Below are 18151 nucleotides of genomic sequence, written 5' to 3' on the forward strand. Positions count from 1 at the left end.
TGCTGCCGGTCCGATGACAGGCGTCGCGAAGCAATTCGCGCTGCGGCTTGCACGAACCGTGGATTGCTTCGTCGCTTCGCTCCTCGCAATGACGGCATTTTGCTTGCTGGCCTTACCGGCTCTTGCCGAGGACGCGCGCACGCTGGCGCCACAGCCGCCGCGCGGGCAGGGCGAGCATTGCGTCGCCGACACTGATTTTATGCGCCGCAATCACATGCTGATGATGATGGACCATCGCCGCGAGGTTTTGCACGATGGCGTGCGCGAGAAGAAATACAGTCTGGCCGGTTGCGTGTCGTGCCATGCGGTGAAGGGCGCGGACGGCGCGCCGGTCTCCTTCGCCGACGAAAAACATTTTTGTCGGTCCTGTCATTCCTACGTGGCGGTGCGCATCGATTGCTTTGAATGTCACAAGTCCACGCCGGACGCGCCGCAAAAATCCGCCGTGCGCGAGCAGGGGAATGATGCCAAAAAACTCGCGGCCTATCTGCGGGAGGTCAAGCCATGAGCCACGCGGATGACGAGCACGAAGCGAATATCCCCGCGACGACCGCGTGGATGCCCGGGACAATCCCCGGGTCAAGCCCGGGGACGGGCATGACGGGTGGAAACAGGCGGAATTTTTTACGGGGCGCTCTCGCAGCGACCTTGATCGCACCGGGCGTAACCCTGAACGTCTTCGGCGCGAATGCGCGCCCGGCCGGCGAGCCGGCCTCGACAAAAGTGCGGTGGGGCCTGCTGGTCGATGTCAACAAATGTTCGATCTCTTGCGACGCCTGCGTGCGCGCCTGCAATGCCGAGAATGGTTTGACAGGTCGCTCCGAAACCGATGCGCAATGGATCCGCAAGGTCACGCTCAATAATTCGGCGACGGAAGAAATTCGCTCGGCGCCGGTGATGTGCCAGCATTGCGCGTCGCCGCCCTGCGTCGATGTCTGCCCGACCGGCGCCTCGTTCAAGCGCGCCGATGGTATCGTGCTCGTCGACAAGCACATTTGTATTGGTTGCCGCTATTGCATGATGGCGTGTCCGTTCAAGGCGCGCTCCTTCGTTCATGAAGATCACGACGACCAGGCGACGCATGCGCCGCGCGGAAAGGGGACTGTCGAGGGCTGCACGCTTTGCGTCACGCGCGTGGACGCCGGCCAAAAACCTGCTTGCGTCGAGGCCTGCGCGAAGGAGGGCGGGGCGCTTGTGTTTGGCGATCTCAACGACCCCGGCAGCGAGATTTCGAAAGCGTTGCGCCAATATCCGGCGGCGCAGCTGCGCGCCGATCTCGGCGTCGATCCGGGCGTGTTTTACGCCCATCTGAAATGACGGAGAGGTCGATGGCGAAGCAGCGATATCACCGGCTCAGCGATCACAGCCTGCCGTTCTGGACGCTGATCCTGCTGCATGGGTTGGCCGTCGCGGCGGGCGTTGCGTCCGCCCTTTATATCGAAAGCCACGGCCATGGCGTGACCGGCATGAACAACCAGATTGTCTGGGGCCTTCCGCATGTGTTCGCCGTGTTCCTTATCGTCGCGGCTTCGGGCGCGCTGAACGTGGCGTCCGTCTCGTCCGTGTTTCACCGTCTGGTCTACAAACCCTTTGCGCGGCTTTCCGGCGTTTTGGCGATCGCTTTGCTGATCGGCGGGCTCGCCATTCTCGTGCTCGATCTCGGACGGCCCGAGAGGGTGTTCTTGACCCTGTTCCATCGCAATCTGACGTCGATCTTCGCCTGGAACATTTATCTTTATGGCGGCTTCGTCGCGCTGGTCGCCGGCTATCTCTACGCCATGATGGACCGGCGCCTTTCCAACGATCCGCGCGCGACGGCGGTCTTTGGCTGGGCCGCCTTCATTTGGCGCCTGATCCTCACCACTGGCACCGGCTCGATCTTCGGTTTTTTGATCGCGCGCGACGCGGTGTCCGGCGCGATCATGGCGCCCATCTTCATTGCCTCGTCGCTGCTTTATGGGCTCGCCTTCACCGTGCTGGTGCTGCTGACGATGTCGATCGAGACAAGCGATATTCTTTGCACCAAGGAGCTGATCGGCAAGTTCCGGGGTCTCTTGGCTTTGTTCGCGGCGACCACTTTGGCGCTCACCCTCATCGCCCATCTGACAAAACTTTATGCCGCGCCGACGGTGGCCGTCGAACTGTTCCTGCTGCGCGATGGCGGCATTTATCCGATCGTCTTCTGGATCGGCCAGATCGGGCTCGGGCTGCTGGCGCCGCTTCTGCTGCTCGCCGTGATGAAGAGCGAAGCCAGCAATGTCGCCGAACTCGCCGGCGCCTCCATTCTGTTCCTGTTCGGGGGGCTGGCGCAGATGTATGTGGTGATCATCGGCGCGCAGGCCTGGCCGCTGAACATTTTTCCCGGATTTGAAGCCTCCAGCTCCTTCGGCGACGGCGCTGTGGCGACTTACGCGCCGACCGCGCCGGAATTTTTTCTCGGTATCTCCGGTGTGTCCATCGCCATGCTGATCGCGGCGCTGGCTTTTCGTTTGCTGCCTGTCATCCCGCAAATCCTAGCCAATGAGGCGAAAGCATGAGCCGGTTGTTCGTCTCCGCCATTTCAAAATCCTGCGGCAAGACCACGCTGTCCCTGGGCATGGCCGCCGCTTTTGTCGAGCGCGGCTTGCGGGTCCAGCCCTTCAAGAAGGGGCCGGATTACATCGACCCGATGTGGCACGCGCGCGCGGCGGGACGCACCTGCTACAATCTCGATTTCAACACCCAGACGCCGGACGAAATTGTTTCGCTGTGCGCTTCCGCCTCGCTCGACGCCGATCTGGCGCTGGTCGAGGGCAACAAGGGTTTGCATGATGGCGTCGACACGCTGGGAAACGATTCCAGCGCCGCTTTGGCGAAACTGCTGGGCGCGCCTGTTGTGCTCGTCGTCGATACGCAGGGCATGGCGCGCGGCGTGGCGCCGCTGCTGCTCGGCTATCAACATTTCGATTCCGACGTTTCGATCGCCGGTGTGATCCTCAACAAGGTGGGCAGCGCGCGGCAGGAGTCAAAACTGCGTCACGCCATCGAGACCTACACCAATTTGAAGATCGTTGGCGTGGTGGGGCGAGATTGCGACTTGTCCGTGGACGAGCGCCATCTCGGCCTGACCACCCCGCAGGAATTTTTCAACGCCGCGCCGGTGATCGCCCGTGCTCGTGACGCGGTTCGCGCCGGAGTCGATCTCGACGCGCTGTTGAAGGCGGCGGAGGGTTCGAGGCCGCTATGGGCGGCGCCCCGGCTGCGCGTCCACCGCGCGCCGGATGTCACACTCGCCGTGGCGCGCGACGCGGCCTTTGGCTTTTATTATGCCGACGATCTCGACGCGTTTGCGCAAGCCGGCGCGAAACTGATTTTTTTCGACGCACTGCGCGACCAAAGCCTGCCTCGGTGCGATGGCCTTTTCATTGGCGGCGGCTTTCCCGAGACGCAGGCGGCGGCGCTGTCGGCGAACACGAGTCTGCGGGAGGACATTCGCGGCGGGCTGGCCGCTGGTCTGCCGTGCTACGCCGAATGCGGCGGCATGATGTATCTGTCGCGCTCCATCACGTTTGCAGGCGAGACACACCAAATGGTTGGGGCGCTGCCGGCCGACGCCGTGATGGGCCCGCGCCCGCAGGGCAAGGGGCTCATGCGCGTCGAGCCGACCCTGGAATTCCCGTGGCCGGGGAATTTTCCGGGGCAGACTGTCGCCGCGCACGAATTCCATTACGCGCGCATGGAGAATATCGATCCCGGTTTGCGTTACGCGTGGAAGGTCAGGCGCGGCCACGGGATCGACGGTTTTCGCGATGGAATGGTGGTCGGCAATACGCTCGCCGGTTTTGCTCACTTGCGCGACACCTCGCGGCTGCGCTGGGCGGAAAGTTTTGTTGGATTTGTCCGCGCGCAAAAACAATCCGCGCTGGGCGCGCCGGCGCTGCTGCGCGCCGCCGTTTGAAGGGAGGAAGCTTTGGGCATTGAATTTGACGGACGCGAGATCGCGACCACCGCAAGCGGCTATCTGGTCGATCGCGATGACTGGAGCCGGGAATTGGCTGCGCATTTGGCCAGGCTTGATGGCATTGAGCTGACTGAAAAACACTGGCACGTGATCGAATATCTGCGCGAGGAATTTTTCGAAAACAACGAGAGCACGCCCAACACCCGCACCATTATCAAAGCCATGTCGGACAAGTGGGGCGAACGCGTCGATCAGAAGACGCTGTACGATCTGTTTCCGCTCGATCCCTCCAAACAGGGTGGCCGCATCGCCGGCGTGGCCGAGAGCCGGCGCAAGGGCGGCTACTGACCCCGCTCGCGCTCGCGGTGCGTGAATAGCGGCGCTGTGACACATTTGCGAAATGCGCGTCGGCGTGCGATCAGTTGAGCCCCTTTTCACCGGAGGCTCGATGTGATCGGCCGCGAGCAATTCTTTCGATTGACGCCCGGCGACGCCGACCGTTACGCCGATCATTTGTTGCGGCTGGAGGAAGAGGACCGGCGCTTGCGCTTCTTTAAGGACGCGCCGGAATTCATGATCGTCATGCATGCCGGGGCGGCCGCCTGCGATGGCCGCATTGCTTTCGGATGGGAGGAGGACGGGGAGATTCGCGCCGCTGGCGAGCTGGTCGCGGACCCCGACCGACCCCATGTCGGAGAGCTTGCCTTCAGCGTTGAAAAGGGGTGGAGACGACGGGGGCTCGGCGCCGCGCTGATGGACGCACTGATCGATGCGGGCGCGCGGGCCGGATTTACCACGCTGAACCTGGAATTTTTGGCGGAAAACCACGCCATGGAGGCGCTGGCGCGCGGGTTTTCAGATTGCGTCGTCGATCGCGACGGACGCCTTGCGGCGACCGTCGCGATGAAACGCATCGTCAATCCTGGATAATGTTTTTCAGCTTGCCGATGCCGAGCATGTTGAGCGCGGCGGATTCATAAAACGGCTCGCTCTCGCCCTTGCGCATCTTGCGCAAAAAGTATTTTTCGAAGCCGATTTTGGCCGCATGCACCCAGCGGCCCGACGCCGACCAGTTGACGTTGCGCGGCGGGATTTGCGGCTGGGCGACAAAGGCGACGCCGGTGTCGCCGAAATCGGCGAGACAGACGGCGTTCCACGTTCCCTGAAATCTTGGCGTGCGTCCGCGCAAAATTTCGCCGATGTTGCGGGCCGTTGCGGTGACCATGCTCTCGATCATGAAGCCGGTTTTCGGCACGCCGCAGGGCACCGGCGTCGGGCCCATCGGTGGAATGGCGACGCAGACGCCGACCGCGAACACTTCCGGATATTTCGGGTTCTGCTGGTGCTTGTCGACGATGACAAAACCGCGCGGATTGACCAATCCGTCAATGCCGCGCAGCGGCTTGATGCCGCGAAACGCCGGGATCATCATCGAATAGGCGAAGGGCAGTTCGTGGGTCTTCTTGATCGAGCCGTCCTCGGCGATTTCCTCGACGGTCATCTTGCCGCTTTCGACGCATTTGACGCGTGAACTCGTCATCCATTTGATGTGCTTTTCGCGCAATTCGCTTTCCAACAACCCCTTGGTGTCGCCGACGCCGTCGAGGCCGATATGGCCGATATAGGGCTCGGAGGTCACGAAGGTCATCGGCACGCGGTCGCGGATTTTGCGGCGGCGCAGTTCGGTTTCGAGAATGAAGGTGAACTCATAGGCGGGGCCATAGCAGGACGCGCCCTGAACGGCGCCGGTGATGATCGGGCCTGGTTTCTTGCAGAATTCCTCGAAATCGACCTGCGCCTTTTCCGCGTGCTCGATGTGGCAGATGGATTCGGTAAAACCTTGCGGTCCAAAACCCTCGATCTCGTCGAAGGCGAGTTCGGGGCCGGTGGCGATGACGAGGTAATCGTAGTTGAGCGAGGAGCCGTCCTCGAGGTCGACCCTCTTCGCTTCGGGATCGACGCCGGAGACGGGAATCGGCTTGAAATTGATGCCGCGCCGCGAAAATGTCGGCGCGAGATCGATCTCGACGGATTCGCGGGTGCGCCAGCCTACGGCCACCCACGGGTTTGACGGCACGAAATGATAAATCGGGTCCCTGGTGACCACGGTCAGCCGGTCTTCCGGCCGCATCTGGTCTTTCATTTCATAGGCCATGATGACGCCGCCGAGGCCAGCGCCCATGATCACGATTTCAGCCATGTTTTCCTCCCCTGGCCGCGGCGCTTTCGCCGTCTTGCCACGCATCAGTTTATTCGAATTCGTGTTTATGTCGAGAGGGGTCAGGCGACGCCGTGACCGTTGAGCCAAAGTTCGAGGGTTCGCGCGTCCATCGCGCCGGCCTGGCGGGCGATTTCTCGGCCGTCGCGGAACAGGATCAGCGTCGGAATCGATTTTATGGCGAACCGCGCCGACGTGTTTTGCAATTTCTCGGTGTCGGCCTTGAGGAAGCGCGCGCGCGTTTCCAGCCTGCTTGCGGCCGTGGCGAATTGCGGCGCCATCATCTTGCAGGGGCCACACCAATCCGCCCAGAAATCGACCACGACGGGGAGGGTGGTGCGCGACACATGCCGGTCGAAATCGGCGTCGTCGCGGACGTCGATGGGGCCTGCGAACAGGGGCGCGCCGCAGGCGCCGCAGTCGGGCCGGCCGCCGTCCCGCAGTTTGGCTGCGGCGGCGCGATTCACGCCGCCGCAGCGTGGGCAGACAATGCGAATCTCGTCGTCCATCGCGCTTCTCCTGTCATCAAGGGGAAGTTGGGTGTTTGCAGGCGCGCACACAAGGATAAAAAATCATATATTCAGTTATGTTGTTTTATTTCGGAAACAGGATATGACAGGTCTGTGCGATTGATGGGATCATGGAGGGCGGAATGAAGATCGTTGCAGCTTTGATCTGGATCATCCTGGGCGCCACGCTGGCCGGCGTCGGCCTCGCCATCGTCGTCGCGACGCCGCAGCTCGCCGCGCAATCGATGAAATTCATCCCCTGGGCGGCGCTCGCGGGTTTTGTCATCGCCATACCCTTCTCGATCCTGCTGGCGTCGAGGATCAAGGGGCGGCTGCCCAAGGCGTGAGCGTTTGGCGCCGGGGCGGTTTTTTGGCTATGGTCGCTGGCAAAGGACCTCCCCATGACGCTGGAGCAGTTGCGCATCTTCGTCGCTGTCGCCGAGCGTGAGCACGTCACCCAGGCTGCCGCGGCCCTGCATCTCACGCAATCGGCGGTCTCCTCCGCCATCAGCGCGCTGGAGGCGCGTCACGACGTCATCCTGTTCAAGCGGATCGGCCGCCGGGTCGCCCTGACGGAAGCGGGAAAACTGTTTCTCTGCGAAGCGCAGGCCCTCCTTCGCGCCGGCCTGCGCGCCGAAAAATTTCTGGCTGATCTGGGCGGCGTCGCGGCGGGCGCCGTTGCCGTCGCCGCCAGCCAGACCGTCGGCAATTATTGGCTGCCCGCGCGGATCGCGCGGTTCAAGGCGGCTCACCCGGGTGTGGCTGTGCGCCTGTCCATCGGCAACACCGAGGAAGTGGCGAAGCTGACCGCCTCCGGCGATATCGATTTCGGCCTCGTCGAAGGCGAGGTCGTCAATGATGTGCTCAATGCCGAGATGATCGACCACGACGATCCCGTGGTGGTGGCCGCGCCCGAAATGGCCGCTCGTGTCGAGTCGGGCGCGCTTTCGCTCGCCTGCGCGGACTGGGTGGCGCGCGAAAAAGGTTCGGGCACCCGCGCCGCCTTCGAACAGGCGTTGCGCCTGTTGGCGCCTGAGATCGCGCTTGCCGCGCCGGCGCTGGAATTGCCGTCCAATGAGGCGGTGCTGTCGGCGGTCGCCGCCGGGGCCGGGATCACTGTGGTGTCGCGTCTGGTCGCCGCGCCCTATCTGCAATCCGGCGCGCTGCGCCAGTTGCCCGGCGCGCTGCCGCGCCGGCCGTTTTTCGCGCTGACGCACAAGCAGGTTTATCAATCGCGCCCGGCGCTCGCCCTGCTCGCGGAATGTCGACCCGTGTCAGCCGAGATGAAGAACGTCGCCGCTCTGACAGGCTGCTGAACAACCCGTGGACCGCCCCCGCCCTTCGAGACGGCTCCTGCGGAGCCTCCTCAGGGTGAGGGCTACTCATATATCGAGAAATCCCACATCGTGCGGAGGGTGCGAAGCGCCTAAATCTTCGGGCCGCGCGCCACGCGTTCGATCTCGGCGCGGACCAGACGCTCCACCACATTGGGCAGATTGTCGTCGAGCCAGGTCTTGATCAGCGGGCGTAAAATTTCGCGGGTCATGCGCTCGACCAGTTCGGGATCGCGCAGCAGCGCCGATTCGGCCAGGGCTTCGAAGGCCGCGCCGACCTTCAGTTCGCTGCGCTCCGAGAGCATGGTGGGCTCGACGCGGTCGAGGCGGGCCGGCGGAAGGATGGCGCGCGGCGACGTCAGGACGGGCCTGACGGGCTCGACGGGGGGAATGTCGACGGTGCGGGCGGCCGGCTCGACCACCGGCTCCGGCGCCGGCGAGTCCGCGGGCTCGGTCGAAGGGGGCGCGGCGACGGCGGGACCGGCCGCAAAGCTCGCCGGCGGCGCGACGCTGGCGGTAAAACTCAGCGGCGGGGCCTTGAAGCCTCCGGTTTCAAAACTGATGGAGGTTTTTGGCGCGGGCGCCTCGGGTGCGCTCTCGGCCGCAGGCTCGGCGGGCGGGACGAAAAAAACCGGCGGGGGCTGGACAGGGGGGGGCGCGTGGGGCTCGGGGCTGTGGGGCGGTTCGCCGAGCGAGGGCCGCAATTCCAACGGCGCGGGCGCGGGCTCGATCCTCGCCCGGGCGGGCGCCAGGCTCGAGGGCAATTCATCGAGCCTTTGGGCGAGTTCGCGCAGACTGGGAATCGGCGGCGGCTTCAGCGGCGCGCGCGCCGCGACGGCGGACGTGGGAACGGGCGCGGCCGGAACGGGATGGACCACCGGGGCGAGCGGCGGGACGGCCGGCGGCGGAGCGAGCGGCTCGGCGTGGGCGGGTTCGGAGGGCTCAGGGGCCTCGGTCTTGGCGGGCGCGGCCCTGCGGCTGAGCGGCAGGGCGTCGTCGTCCGCGATGATTTTTCGGATGGAGGCGAGAATGTCCTCCATCGAGGGCTCATGGGCCTTCTGTTCGGCTTGCAGGCTGGTCTGATTGGCGTTGTTTGCGTTCATGGGGGTTCAGACGCTCGCAAGGCTCCGATGGCCGCGCCGGACGCGGCGCACATGGAATTTCGCCCCGTCCTGGCGGGGGCGCGCGACTCGATTTAAGAGCCGCGCCTCTAAAATGCGCCGCCGTTTTTTTCGGCGCAAGACCAATCCCGAGGCCGTCCTCAGTTTTCCGGGCGAAGGCGGCTCAGCTGCCGTCGGAGGCGGTAAGGCCGATGAAGCGGTTCTTGGTGCGCTCGTAATGATCGCCCGGATCGTAGGCGGGCGTGTTCAAGCCGAGCGTGTCGGCCGACAATTTGCCGATCGCCGCGAGCACCGCGTAGGAATACACGACGCGGTCGCGCTGCGCCGTCACCAGTTGCACACGGGTGTTGAGCAGCGTCTGCTGGGCGTTGAGCACGTCGAGCGTGGTGCGCTGGCCGACCTTGGCCTCTTCACGCACGCCGTTGAGCGCGACTTCCGCCGCCTTGACGGCGGCCTGGAAGGCGATGATCGCCGCTTTCGCCGACTGGAGCTGGCCCCAGGTCGTCGAAATGCCGGCGCGCACGTTGATGCGCTGCGTATCCGCGAACAGCCGCGTCTGCCCGAGCTTCTCCTTGAACTGGCGCACCGTGGCGTATTCCTGCCCGCCCTGATAGATCGGGACATTGAGCACGCCCACCACGGAGGCCGTGTTGATGTTGTAGTTGGGAACGCCGCCGCTATCGACCTGGCGCGACACGCTCCCCTGAACGCCGATGGTCGGCAGCAGGGCGCCCTCGGCGGTCTTGACCGCCGATTCCGCGGCGTCGACCTGATGGAGCGCTGACGTAATGCTGGGGTTCTCGTCGAGACCGATCGCGATCGCCGCCGCCACGGTTTTGGGCAGCAGGCGCTCGACCGGCTGCGCCGGGGCGAGATTCTTCGGGTCGATGCCGATCTGCTGGCGGAACGAGGCGATGCTTCTTTCCAGGTTCGCCTGGGCGACGGCGTAGTCGGCGCGTCCGGTGGCGAGTGAGGATTCGGCTTGCGCGACGTCGGTGCGCGTCACCTCGCCGACCTGGAAGCGGTCGCGCGTCTGTTGCAATTGGACCTGAAGCACCTTGATGTTGTTGCGCCGCAAGTCGAGCACCGCGGTGTCGCGCAACACGTCCATATAAGCGGTCGCGGCGGCTTGCAGCGTGGTGATCTCCTGCCCGCGCAAGGCTTCGCGCTGCGCCAGCACGTTGGATTCGGCCTGGCTGACCTTGTTTACGGTCTGGTTGCCGTCGAACAGCGTCTGGCTCACCGTGGCGCCGATCTGACCGGGATTGGTCGTCGCTCGTTGCCTTTGGGTTAAGGCGCCGGGATAACCCGTGCTCTCGGTGAACTGGTGGCCCCCTTGCCCGGAGACCGCCGCCTTGGGCAGCCAACCCGCCTTGGCGATCGGCACGGTTTCGTCGACGGCGCGGGTGGCTGCGCGCTGCTGGTTGATGTCAGGGTTGTTGCGGTAGGCCCGCGCCAAGGCGCTGGACATGGTCTCCGCCGCCGCCGGGCCGGCTTGCATCAACGCAAACAGCGCGACACCCGCCAACAAGCGCGAATAAGAAACGCCAATCACCAGCACACTCCTAAATTTTCCCGCATCCAAGACCGCGAACGCAAAGAAAGCGAGCGCAAGCGCCAAGGGTGCGACATATTCGAATTCGCGAATAATCTCAAGCCGGCCATAGTTTATGGTCGTCCAGATGGCGAAAAGAGGCAAGCCTCAGCGGGCCCTTGCGCGGTCCGCAGATCGCGATTTCGCGATCCTGCGTCCGAAATGCCACAGGCGCCCGTTCAGAAAACGAAGGCCGGCCGCGCCGCAAGCGTCGGCAGCGGCGCGGCAGAGGCGGAAAACAGGCCGCGCGACGACACCACGGCGCCGGTGCGGACGAACAGGGTGGCCATGCCGGTGCGCGCGCCGGGCGCGTCGCCGACGATCGCCACCATGCGGCCGCCCTCGGCGAGCTGGTCGCCGAGCGCGTCGAGCGGGCCGGTGACGACGCCGTCGACCACGATCAGGTTGAAGGGTTTTTGCGCCGGCGCGCCCGCCCCAAGCGGGCCGGTCACGCTTTTCGCATTGGCGAGGCCCAGCCGGGCGAAATTCGCCTGCGCCTTGGCCGTCAGCGCCGCATCCTCGTCCAGGCTGACCACTTCGGCGGCAAGGCCGGCGACCAGGGCCGCGGCATAGCCGGAGGCGCCGCCGACGATCAGCGCGCGATCGGAGTCGCGCACGACGGCCTCCTTGAGCAGGCGGCCCAAAATCAGCGGCGCGGTGAGTTCGCGTGGCGCGGCGCCGGTCACGAGCACGCGGGCGTCCGAATAGGCCAGCGAGGCATAGGCGCCATCGACGAAAATCTCGCGGGGAACAGCTTTCATCCGCGCCTGCACGGCGAGATCGCTGACGTCGAAGGTGCGGATCTGGCGCTCGACCATGGTTTCGCGCAGGGCGGCGAAAGAATCGGCCGGAGTCGCAAGCGTTTCGGACATGCGCGTTTCGGACATGCTCGTTTCGGACATGGAGCGCCCTCGGAACGGCCGGCGTCTTCCCGGCGCAAGGAATTGAACACGCGGACCTTATAGTTGCCCCGCCCGCGCCTGTCCAGAATCGCCGAGGGGCCGGCGAGATTGCCGCCGCGCCGCCGCGCGGCTAAGCTTGCGCCCGTGCGCGCGATGCTGTCCCGCGTGTCGCGAAAACATTGCAAAAACCCCTGAACATCGCCTTGGAATAGCTGGAGCAAGCCGGAATGAACGATTCGCCGACCGAACATCTCGAACACGCCGAACACGCCCAGCACGTCGCGCATCTGGGCGACGACTTCCTGACCACCGTTTCGATCTCCATCGCCATTCTCGCCGTGATCGCCGCGACCGTCGGCAGCCTGGAGACCATGGAGACGGCAAAAGCCTTCGCCGAGAAGAACGCGGCGGTGCTGGAGCAGAGCAAGGCTTCGGACTCCTGGGCGTTTTACCAGGCGAAAAGCGTCAAGCAGAACATTTACGCCTTGGCCGCCGAACAGTCCGGGAAGCCCGAATATGCCGACAAGGCGCGCCGCTACGACGGCGAACAGAAGGAAATCGAGAAGACCGCGCGCGAGCACGAGCACAAGTCCCAGGAGGCGCTGGAGTCCAGTGACCACCACGAGCATCGCCATCACGTCCTCACCGTCGCCGTGACCCTGCTGCATGTCTCGATCGCCATCGCCACCATCGCCATCATCGTGCGCGGCCGCCGCTGGCCCTGGTATTGCGCGCTGGCGCTTGGCGCGGTCGGGGCGCTTGGGGCTTTTTACGCTTATATTTGAGTGTGTTGGGCGCGCCGGCGCGAAATGACGTGTGGTTCGGCGCAATTTACCTTAAAAGGTGGGGCTCCGGGCTGCGCCTCCGTGAAGGCGCGCCCGGGCCCTGGGCGCCGTGGCGTCACCAACCGAGAGGCCGAATGTCCGTCTTCCAACTGCATCTGGTGAAACCCTCGCATTACGACGACGATGGCTATGTGGTGCAATGGCTGCGCTCGGCCATTCCCTCCAATTCGCTGGCGGCGCTCCACGCCATCGCCCAGGATTGCGCAAGTCGGCGCGCGCTGGGGACGGATGTCGACATCCAGGTCTTTGTTTACGACGAGACCAACATGCGGATCGTCCCGGAAGACATTTCCGCACGGATTGCGGCGGCCGGGAGCGGGCTGGTCTGCCTGACGGGCGTGCAATCCAACCAGTTTCCGCGCGCGCTCGATCTCGCGCGCCGTTTTCGCGCCGCCGGGGCCGAGGTGGCCATCGGCGGTTTCCACGTCTCCGGCTGCATCGCCATGCTGCCGGAGCTGACGCCCGAACTGCGCGAGGCGCAGGCGCTCGGCTGCGCCCTTTACGCCGGCGAGGTCGAGGGGCGGTTCGACCAACTGCTTCAGGACTCGTTTTCCGGGCAGATGAAGCCGCTCTATGATTTCCTCAAGGATTTGCCCGCGCTGGAGGGCGCGCCCTTTCCGCTGCTGCCGGCGGAAATCATCGCCGGCACCACCGGCGCCGTCACCTCGTTCGACGCCGGGCGCGGCTGCCCGTTCCAGTGCTCGTTCTGCACTATCATCAATGTCCAGGGTCGCAAGTCGCGCCACCGCTCAGCCGACGACGTCGAAGCGATCATACGCGCCAATCTGGCCCAGGGCGTCGATTCTTTCTTCATCACCGACGACAATTTCGCCCGCAACCGCAACTGGGAAACGATCTTCGACCGGCTGATCAGCCTGCGCGAAGGCGAGGGGCTGCATTTCACCTTCATCATCCAGGTCGATACGATGTCCCACCGTATCGAGAATTTCATCTCCAAGGCTGGCCGGGCCGGGGTGAGGCGCGTGTTCATCGGCCTGGAAAACATCAATCCCGACAATCTCGCCGAGGTGAAGAAGAAGCAGAACCGCATCGCGGAATATCGGGACATGCTGCTCGCCTGGAAGCGCGCGGGCTGCTTCACCTATGCCGGCTATATTCTGGGCTTCCCCAACGACACGCCCGAAACCATCCGTCGCGACATCGCCATCATCCAGCGGGAGCTGCCGCTGGACATTCTGGAATTCTTCTGCCTGACGCCGCTGCCGGGGTCGGAGGACCATCAGCGCCTCGTGGCAAAGGGCGTCTGGATCGACCCCGACCTCAACAAATACGATCTCGAGCATGTGCTGACCGAGCATCCCCGCATGTCCCGGGCGGAATGGGAGGGGATCTACCAGGAAGCCTGGGATCTCTATTACACGCCGAAGCACATGCGCACGATCATGCGTCGCGCCGCCGCCACCGGCGTTTCGGCGGGGCACGCCATGTTCCTGGCGCTGTGGTTCTGGGGCTGCGTCAAGCTCGAAAAGGTCCATCCGCTGCAAGGAGGCTACTTCAGGCGCAAGCGTCGCCGGGATCGCCGGCCTGGGATGCCGCTGGAAAACCCGCTGGTTTTCTACCCGCGCTATGCCGCCGAACTCGTTGGCAATCATCTCCGCCTCGGCGCGATGGCGGCTCGGCTCGGCGTGTTCCGCCTCTGGCTCAAGCGCAACAAGCCGAAAGCCGCCGCCTATATGGACCAGGCGCTGACGCCGCCGACCCAGACCGACGTCGACGACCTCGACCTGTTCCAGCACAACGAGTCCTCGCGCGCGGCGGGGGAGAAGGCCAAGGAAAAGGCGGCGCGCAAGGCGGCGCACGCGCATTGATCGGCGGGGGGGCGCTGCGGCGCCCTCCGTAAATGCCGAAATCGATCAAGGTTAAGAATTGGTTTAACGTTGGATTTCCTTCAAAATGGAGCGCCTTGCTCTTTCCTTCGGAAGTCCGATCATGGTCGAGCGTGTGTTCCAACTGCATTTGATCAAGCCGTCTCATTATGACGATGACGGTTATGTCATCCAGTGGAAGCTCTCGGCCATTCCCTCGAACAGTCTCGCCGCGCTCCACGGGATCGCCGCCGATTGCGCCGAGCGGGGGATGCTCGGGGAGGACGTGCGGCTCGAAACCCACGCCTATGACGAGACCAACACGCGGATCATGCCGGAGACGATCGCCGCCGTCCTCAAGACCGCCGATTTCGGCCTGGTCTGCCTGGTGGGGGTGCAATCCAACCAGTTTCCGCGCGCGCTCGACCTGACGCGCCGGTTCCGCGCCGCCGGGGTCCAGGTGGCGATCGGCGGCTTCCATGTGTCGGGGTGTCTGGCCATGCTGCCGGAGCTTCCGCCTGAGCTGAAGGAGGCGCAGGCGCTGGGCGCCAGCCTGTTCGCCGGCGAGGTGGAGGGGCGGCTGGATATCGTCCTGAAGGACGCCATGAAGGGCGCGCTCGCGCCGCTCTACAATTACATGGACGACCTGCCGTCAGTCGAATCCGCGCCGCCGCCGCTGCTGCCCGCCGAGATCATCGCCCGCACCAGCGGGGCCGTGACGTCGTTCGACGCCGGGCGCGGCTGCCCGTTTCAGTGCTCGTTCTGCACCATCATCAATGTTCAGGGCAGAAAATCGCGGTTTCGCGGCGCCGATGACGTCGAAGCCATCATCCGCCGGAATTACGCGCAGGGCATCAAATCCTTCTTCGTCACCGACGACAATTTCGCGCGCAACAGCAATTGGGAGGCGATCCTCGACCGGATCGGCGAGTTGCGCTGGACACACGGCATCTGGTGCGTGTTCTTCATCCAGGTGGACACGCTTTGTCACCGCATCCCCCGGTTCATCGAGAAATGCGGACGCGCCGGCGTCAAGCGCGTCTATATCGGACTCGAAAACATCAATCCGGCCAACCTGCTCGAAATCAAGAAGAAGCAGAACCGGATCGAAGAATACCGCGAGATGCTGCTGGCCTGGAAGAAGATCGGTTGCCTCACCTATGCCGGTTTCATCATGGGGTTTCCCGGGGATACGCCGGAGACGATCCGTCGCGATATCCAGATCATTCAGCGTGAATTGCCGCTCGATATTTTGGAATTCTTTTATTTGACGCCGCTGCCGGGCTCGGAGGATCACCAGCGTCTGAGCCGCGACGGCGTCTGGATGGACCCGGACCTCAACAAGTTCGATCTCGAACATGCGGTCACCCGGCATCCCGTGATGTCCAAGGAGCAATGGGAGGCGGCCTACCACGACGCCTGGGACACGTATTATACGCCCGCGCACATCCGCACCATCATGCGCCGCGCCACGGCGATGAACATGTCGGCGGGCGCGACGCTGTTCCTGATCCTGTGGTTCTGGGCCTGCCTGAAGCTCGAAAACGTTCATCCGCTCCAGGGCGGTTATGTGCGCGTCAAAGTGCGGCGCGACCGCAGGCCCGGGCTGCCGTTGGAAAATCCGCTGGTTTTCTATCCGCGCTATTACGGCGGGCTGGTCGTCAAGCACCTGCAACTCGCGGCGATCGCCGCGCCGCTGGGCCTGTTCCGGCTCTGGCTCAAGATCGACAAGAAGAGGGCCGCGGCCTACATGGACCAGGCGCTGACCCCGCCGACGCAGGCCGACCTCGACGACCTCGACCTGTTCCAGAACTCCGAGTCGTCGCGGGCGACCCGGGATAAAGCCAAGGAAAAGGCGCGCAAGGCGGCGGCGAATGTTTCGTGAGAGCGAGGCGGATGGGAAGGAGGGGCCAGGGGCTCGAAGCGGTCTTACGACACAAAGCTCCGACCGGCTGGAGTCAACTAGTCAACGGACGACGAGCCTGATCGACGAACTACGGTTTGCCGCGATGGCGTGTCCCGCTGACGCCTGCGACCGCAGATTCGAGTCACTGCCATGGTTCGATTGGGTGCCGCCGCGTGTATTCAGTCCAACTGGGAAGTTCAAGGATCAATCGGTATTTATCCCGTAAACGGTCAAACATCAGGCGGTCTCTAGGTTCGGGCCTCCCTGCATTCGCTGGCTTTGATTGAAGATATTTTCCAAGTACGCCGAGCAGAAAATCAGGAACACTGATGCCGAGGTTCGGTTTCGAGACAAACTGCACAACACACGAGATGGGGTGTCGGTTATTTACACGCTTAAGCTCATCGTGAGCAAATTGAACCAATTCTTTGATCGATTTCTGTGAAACCTTGCTGTTCTCTTCAAAGCAAATAACAACGAGCTGACTTTCGGCCGCAATTAATCGACGAGAAATCATTGATCCTAACAGGCGCAAATAGGTGCTTTGGTAATTGCACGGATCGTCGCAAGGATGGAACGCAACATAGCCTTCGAACGGCAGCGCGGCCAAACGCTTGACATAACTTTGGCGAAGGTCAGGTGTAGCATCAGCAAAGTGCAGCCCCTTCTTGCGCAGGGCATTTATGTCCCCTGCGGCCCAAAAGTCACCTAACTCGGCCTCAAGCACCTCGTTCGTTTCTTGGAAAATTTGCTCCTCATGTTGGCTGACTGACATGGCCAGCGCCAGCACCTTTGTGCCGGCTCGTTCGAATTCCGCTTCATCAACAAAAATATAAAATGGCTTCCGATCTTGCCTTTTTGGGGTGAAACTCGGCTTCTCACCGTTCACGCGCAAAATCTCGTTCCACAGGGACTTGAGCGGCGCGGCGATACGCGGTTCGTGATGAGCTACGAACTTCACCATGCCATCAATGCTGTTGATGGCTTGTTGGGCCACTTTGGGATCATTGATCCCGAGCCGGCGGAAGTGATCATCAACCCCGAATTTCGTCATGTAGTAGAGCTGCTGCCGGAGCGCCCGCTTACGATCTCGCGGCACATGGGGCTGGACAGGATCGCTGACGCTGAGGCCCGTCACATAGTGGGACTGCCCACGCTTAGAGAAGCGAGTTTTACCAGGCGCCAATTGAAAGCCGTGCCGGCAAAGACAATCTTCGACGGCTTCAAGGCTAGGTAGATCACCGTTTCCTGAAACTGTGATGTCGTCGGCGTATCGAGAGTACCGCGCGTCGAATTGCCTAGCGACGCTGCTAAGCTCAAGATCAATGGGCAATGAAATGGCGTTCGACAAAACCGGACTGGTCGGAAATCCAAGCGTCAGTGTTCCTTCTATGGTGAGAAATCGACTGAGCAAATCGGAAATGGCAGCGTTCATCCCCATTCCAAGGAAAAGCTGTTCGATGCGCTCTTTGGATATGCTTGGAAAGAAATCGGCGATGTCCAAAGACAGAATGCGAGCGCTTCCAACGTGGACCTGCGCGTTCTCCCGGATGTTTCGTCCTGGCCGATAGCCATATGCGCTCTCATGCGGATACCCCGCAAGGTGATGACGAAAAAATACGTCGAGCTTTCTTGAAAGCCCCTTATACGTGCTCTTAAGGAGTATTGGCTCCCATACGGTCCGAAACCCGCGTGCTCTATTCTTTTTAGGAACGCGATGGCGCAAGAACACCGGGATTTGGAGCGTGCTGATCACATCAGGAATTATCGTGACTGTCGGCGGATCTATTGGGGGTTGAAATGAGAGTACGAGATCGAGCATCGTCTCGTCGATTCCCAGTACCGCCAGCAAGGCTTCACGAGTCCTTATATCGCTGAAATTATAAGTGTATGCCATCGAAAAGACCGTGAAGTGGGGCGACATAACACAGGGAAAGCAAGTGGTCCTGTGAACAG

At 63.0% G+C, this 18151-nt stretch carries 17 protein-coding genes; 11 read left to right on the forward strand and 6 right to left on the reverse strand.

The annotated features are described in order from the left end of the window. The first annotated feature begins 88 nt into the window (after positions 1 to 88). The 6 genes from GJ654_RS02030 (at position 89) to GJ654_RS02055 (ending at position 4870) form a co-directional block, all read left to right on the forward strand. A complete protein-coding gene (locus tag GJ654_RS02030) occupies positions 89 to 508 on the forward strand; it encodes an Hdr-like menaquinol oxidoreductase cytochrome c subunit (protein ID WP_196305397.1) in 420 nt (139 codons plus the stop codon). Between the two features lie 89 nt (positions 509 to 597). Beyond that, positions 598 to 1317 (forward strand): sulfate reduction electron transfer complex DsrMKJOP subunit DsrO, encoded by a 720-nt coding sequence (gene dsrO, locus GJ654_RS02035; RefSeq protein ID WP_155444416.1) that lies wholly within the window; start codon positions 598 to 600, stop codon positions 1315 to 1317. 11 nt (positions 1318 to 1328) lie between these two features. Next, on the forward strand, positions 1329 to 2537 hold the full coding sequence (gene nrfD, locus GJ654_RS02040; RefSeq protein ID WP_155444417.1) for an NrfD/PsrC family molybdoenzyme membrane anchor subunit: 1209 nt from the start codon (positions 1329 to 1331) through the stop codon (positions 2535 to 2537). Further along, positions 2534 to 3937 (forward strand): cobyrinate a,c-diamide synthase, encoded by a 1404-nt coding sequence (locus GJ654_RS02045; RefSeq protein ID WP_155444418.1) that lies wholly within the window; start codon positions 2534 to 2536, stop codon positions 3935 to 3937. The genes nrfD and GJ654_RS02045 overlap by 4 nt, the downstream gene beginning before the upstream one ends. A 12-nt stretch (positions 3938 to 3949) precedes the next feature. After that, entirely contained in the window at positions 3950 to 4288 is a 339-nt protein-coding gene (locus GJ654_RS02050) for a TusE/DsrC/DsvC family sulfur relay protein (RefSeq protein WP_155444419.1), read from the forward strand. Positions 4289 to 4390: 102 nt separating this feature from the next. Next, positions 4391 to 4870, forward strand: a complete 480-nt coding sequence (locus GJ654_RS02055) for a GNAT family N-acetyltransferase (protein ID WP_155444420.1) — start codon at positions 4391 to 4393, stop codon at positions 4868 to 4870. Here the strand turns inward: GJ654_RS02055 and GJ654_RS02060 are convergent. Next, on the reverse strand, positions 4857 to 6140 hold the full coding sequence (locus GJ654_RS02060; RefSeq protein ID WP_155444421.1) for an NAD(P)/FAD-dependent oxidoreductase: 1284 nt from the start codon (positions 6138 to 6140) through the stop codon (positions 4857 to 4859). The two genes, GJ654_RS02055 and GJ654_RS02060, sit on opposite strands and share 14 nt — an antisense overlap. Before the next feature lie 80 nt (positions 6141 to 6220). Continuing rightward, positions 6221 to 6667, reverse strand: coding sequence for a thioredoxin (gene trxA / locus GJ654_RS02065; protein ID WP_155444422.1), 447 nt, complete (start codon positions 6665 to 6667; stop codon positions 6221 to 6223). A gap of 143 nt (positions 6668 to 6810) precedes the next feature. Between trxA and GJ654_RS02070 the strand changes: the two genes are divergently transcribed. After that, the gene (locus GJ654_RS02070) at positions 6811 to 7014 is read left to right on the forward strand and encodes a hypothetical protein (protein ID WP_155444423.1); all 204 of its coding nucleotides are present in this window, start codon (positions 6811 to 6813) and stop codon (positions 7012 to 7014) included. Between the two features lie 54 nt (positions 7015 to 7068). Then, the gene (locus GJ654_RS02075) at positions 7069 to 7983 is read left to right on the forward strand and encodes a LysR family transcriptional regulator (RefSeq protein ID WP_155444424.1); all 915 of its coding nucleotides are present in this window, start codon (positions 7069 to 7071) and stop codon (positions 7981 to 7983) included. Between the two features lie 110 nt (positions 7984 to 8093). Here GJ654_RS02075 and GJ654_RS02080 read toward each other — a convergent pair whose 3' ends face one another. From GJ654_RS02080 to GJ654_RS02090, 3 genes are all read right to left on the reverse strand, one after another. Further along, entirely contained in the window at positions 8094 to 9104 is a 1011-nt protein-coding gene (locus tag GJ654_RS02080; protein WP_155444425.1) for a DUF2497 domain-containing protein, read from the reverse strand. 181 nt (positions 9105 to 9285) lie between these two features. Then, on the reverse strand, positions 9286 to 10677 hold the full coding sequence (locus GJ654_RS02085; RefSeq protein WP_264586086.1) for a TolC family outer membrane protein: 1392 nt from the start codon (positions 10675 to 10677) through the stop codon (positions 9286 to 9288). A 218-nt stretch (positions 10678 to 10895) separates the two neighbouring features. After that, complete coding sequence (locus tag GJ654_RS02090) at positions 10896 to 11588, reverse strand: protein-L-isoaspartate O-methyltransferase family protein (RefSeq protein WP_196305398.1); 693 nt, start codon at positions 11586 to 11588, stop codon at positions 10896 to 10898. 257 nt (positions 11589 to 11845) lie between these two features. Between GJ654_RS02090 and GJ654_RS02095 the strand changes: the two genes are divergently transcribed. The 3 genes from GJ654_RS02095 (at position 11846) to GJ654_RS02105 (ending at position 16174) form a co-directional block, all read left to right on the forward strand. Beyond that, entirely contained in the window at positions 11846 to 12403 is a 558-nt protein-coding gene (locus GJ654_RS02095; protein WP_155444427.1) for a DUF4337 family protein, read from the forward strand. A gap of 134 nt (positions 12404 to 12537) precedes the next feature. After that, on the forward strand, positions 12538 to 14292 hold the full coding sequence (locus GJ654_RS02100; protein WP_155444428.1) for a B12-binding domain-containing radical SAM protein: 1755 nt from the start codon (positions 12538 to 12540) through the stop codon (positions 14290 to 14292). 121 nt (positions 14293 to 14413) lie between these two features. Next, positions 14414 to 16174, forward strand: coding sequence for a B12-binding domain-containing radical SAM protein (locus GJ654_RS02105; RefSeq protein WP_155444429.1), 1761 nt, complete (start codon positions 14414 to 14416; stop codon positions 16172 to 16174). Positions 16175 to 16337: 163 nt separating this feature from the next. On the opposite strand, the gene GJ654_RS02110 is transcribed toward GJ654_RS02105, so the two are convergent. Further along, positions 16338 to 18092: a reverse transcriptase family protein gene (locus GJ654_RS02110; RefSeq protein ID WP_155444430.1), complete on the reverse strand. Its 1755-nt coding sequence runs from the start codon at positions 18090 to 18092 to the stop codon at positions 16338 to 16340. Between the last annotated feature and the right edge of the window lie 59 nt (positions 18093 to 18151).

Origin of the sequence: Rhodoblastus acidophilus (assembly GCF_009720655.1) — a bacterium.
GTDB lineage: Bacteria > Pseudomonadota > Alphaproteobacteria > Rhizobiales > Beijerinckiaceae > Rhodoblastus > Rhodoblastus acidophilus_A.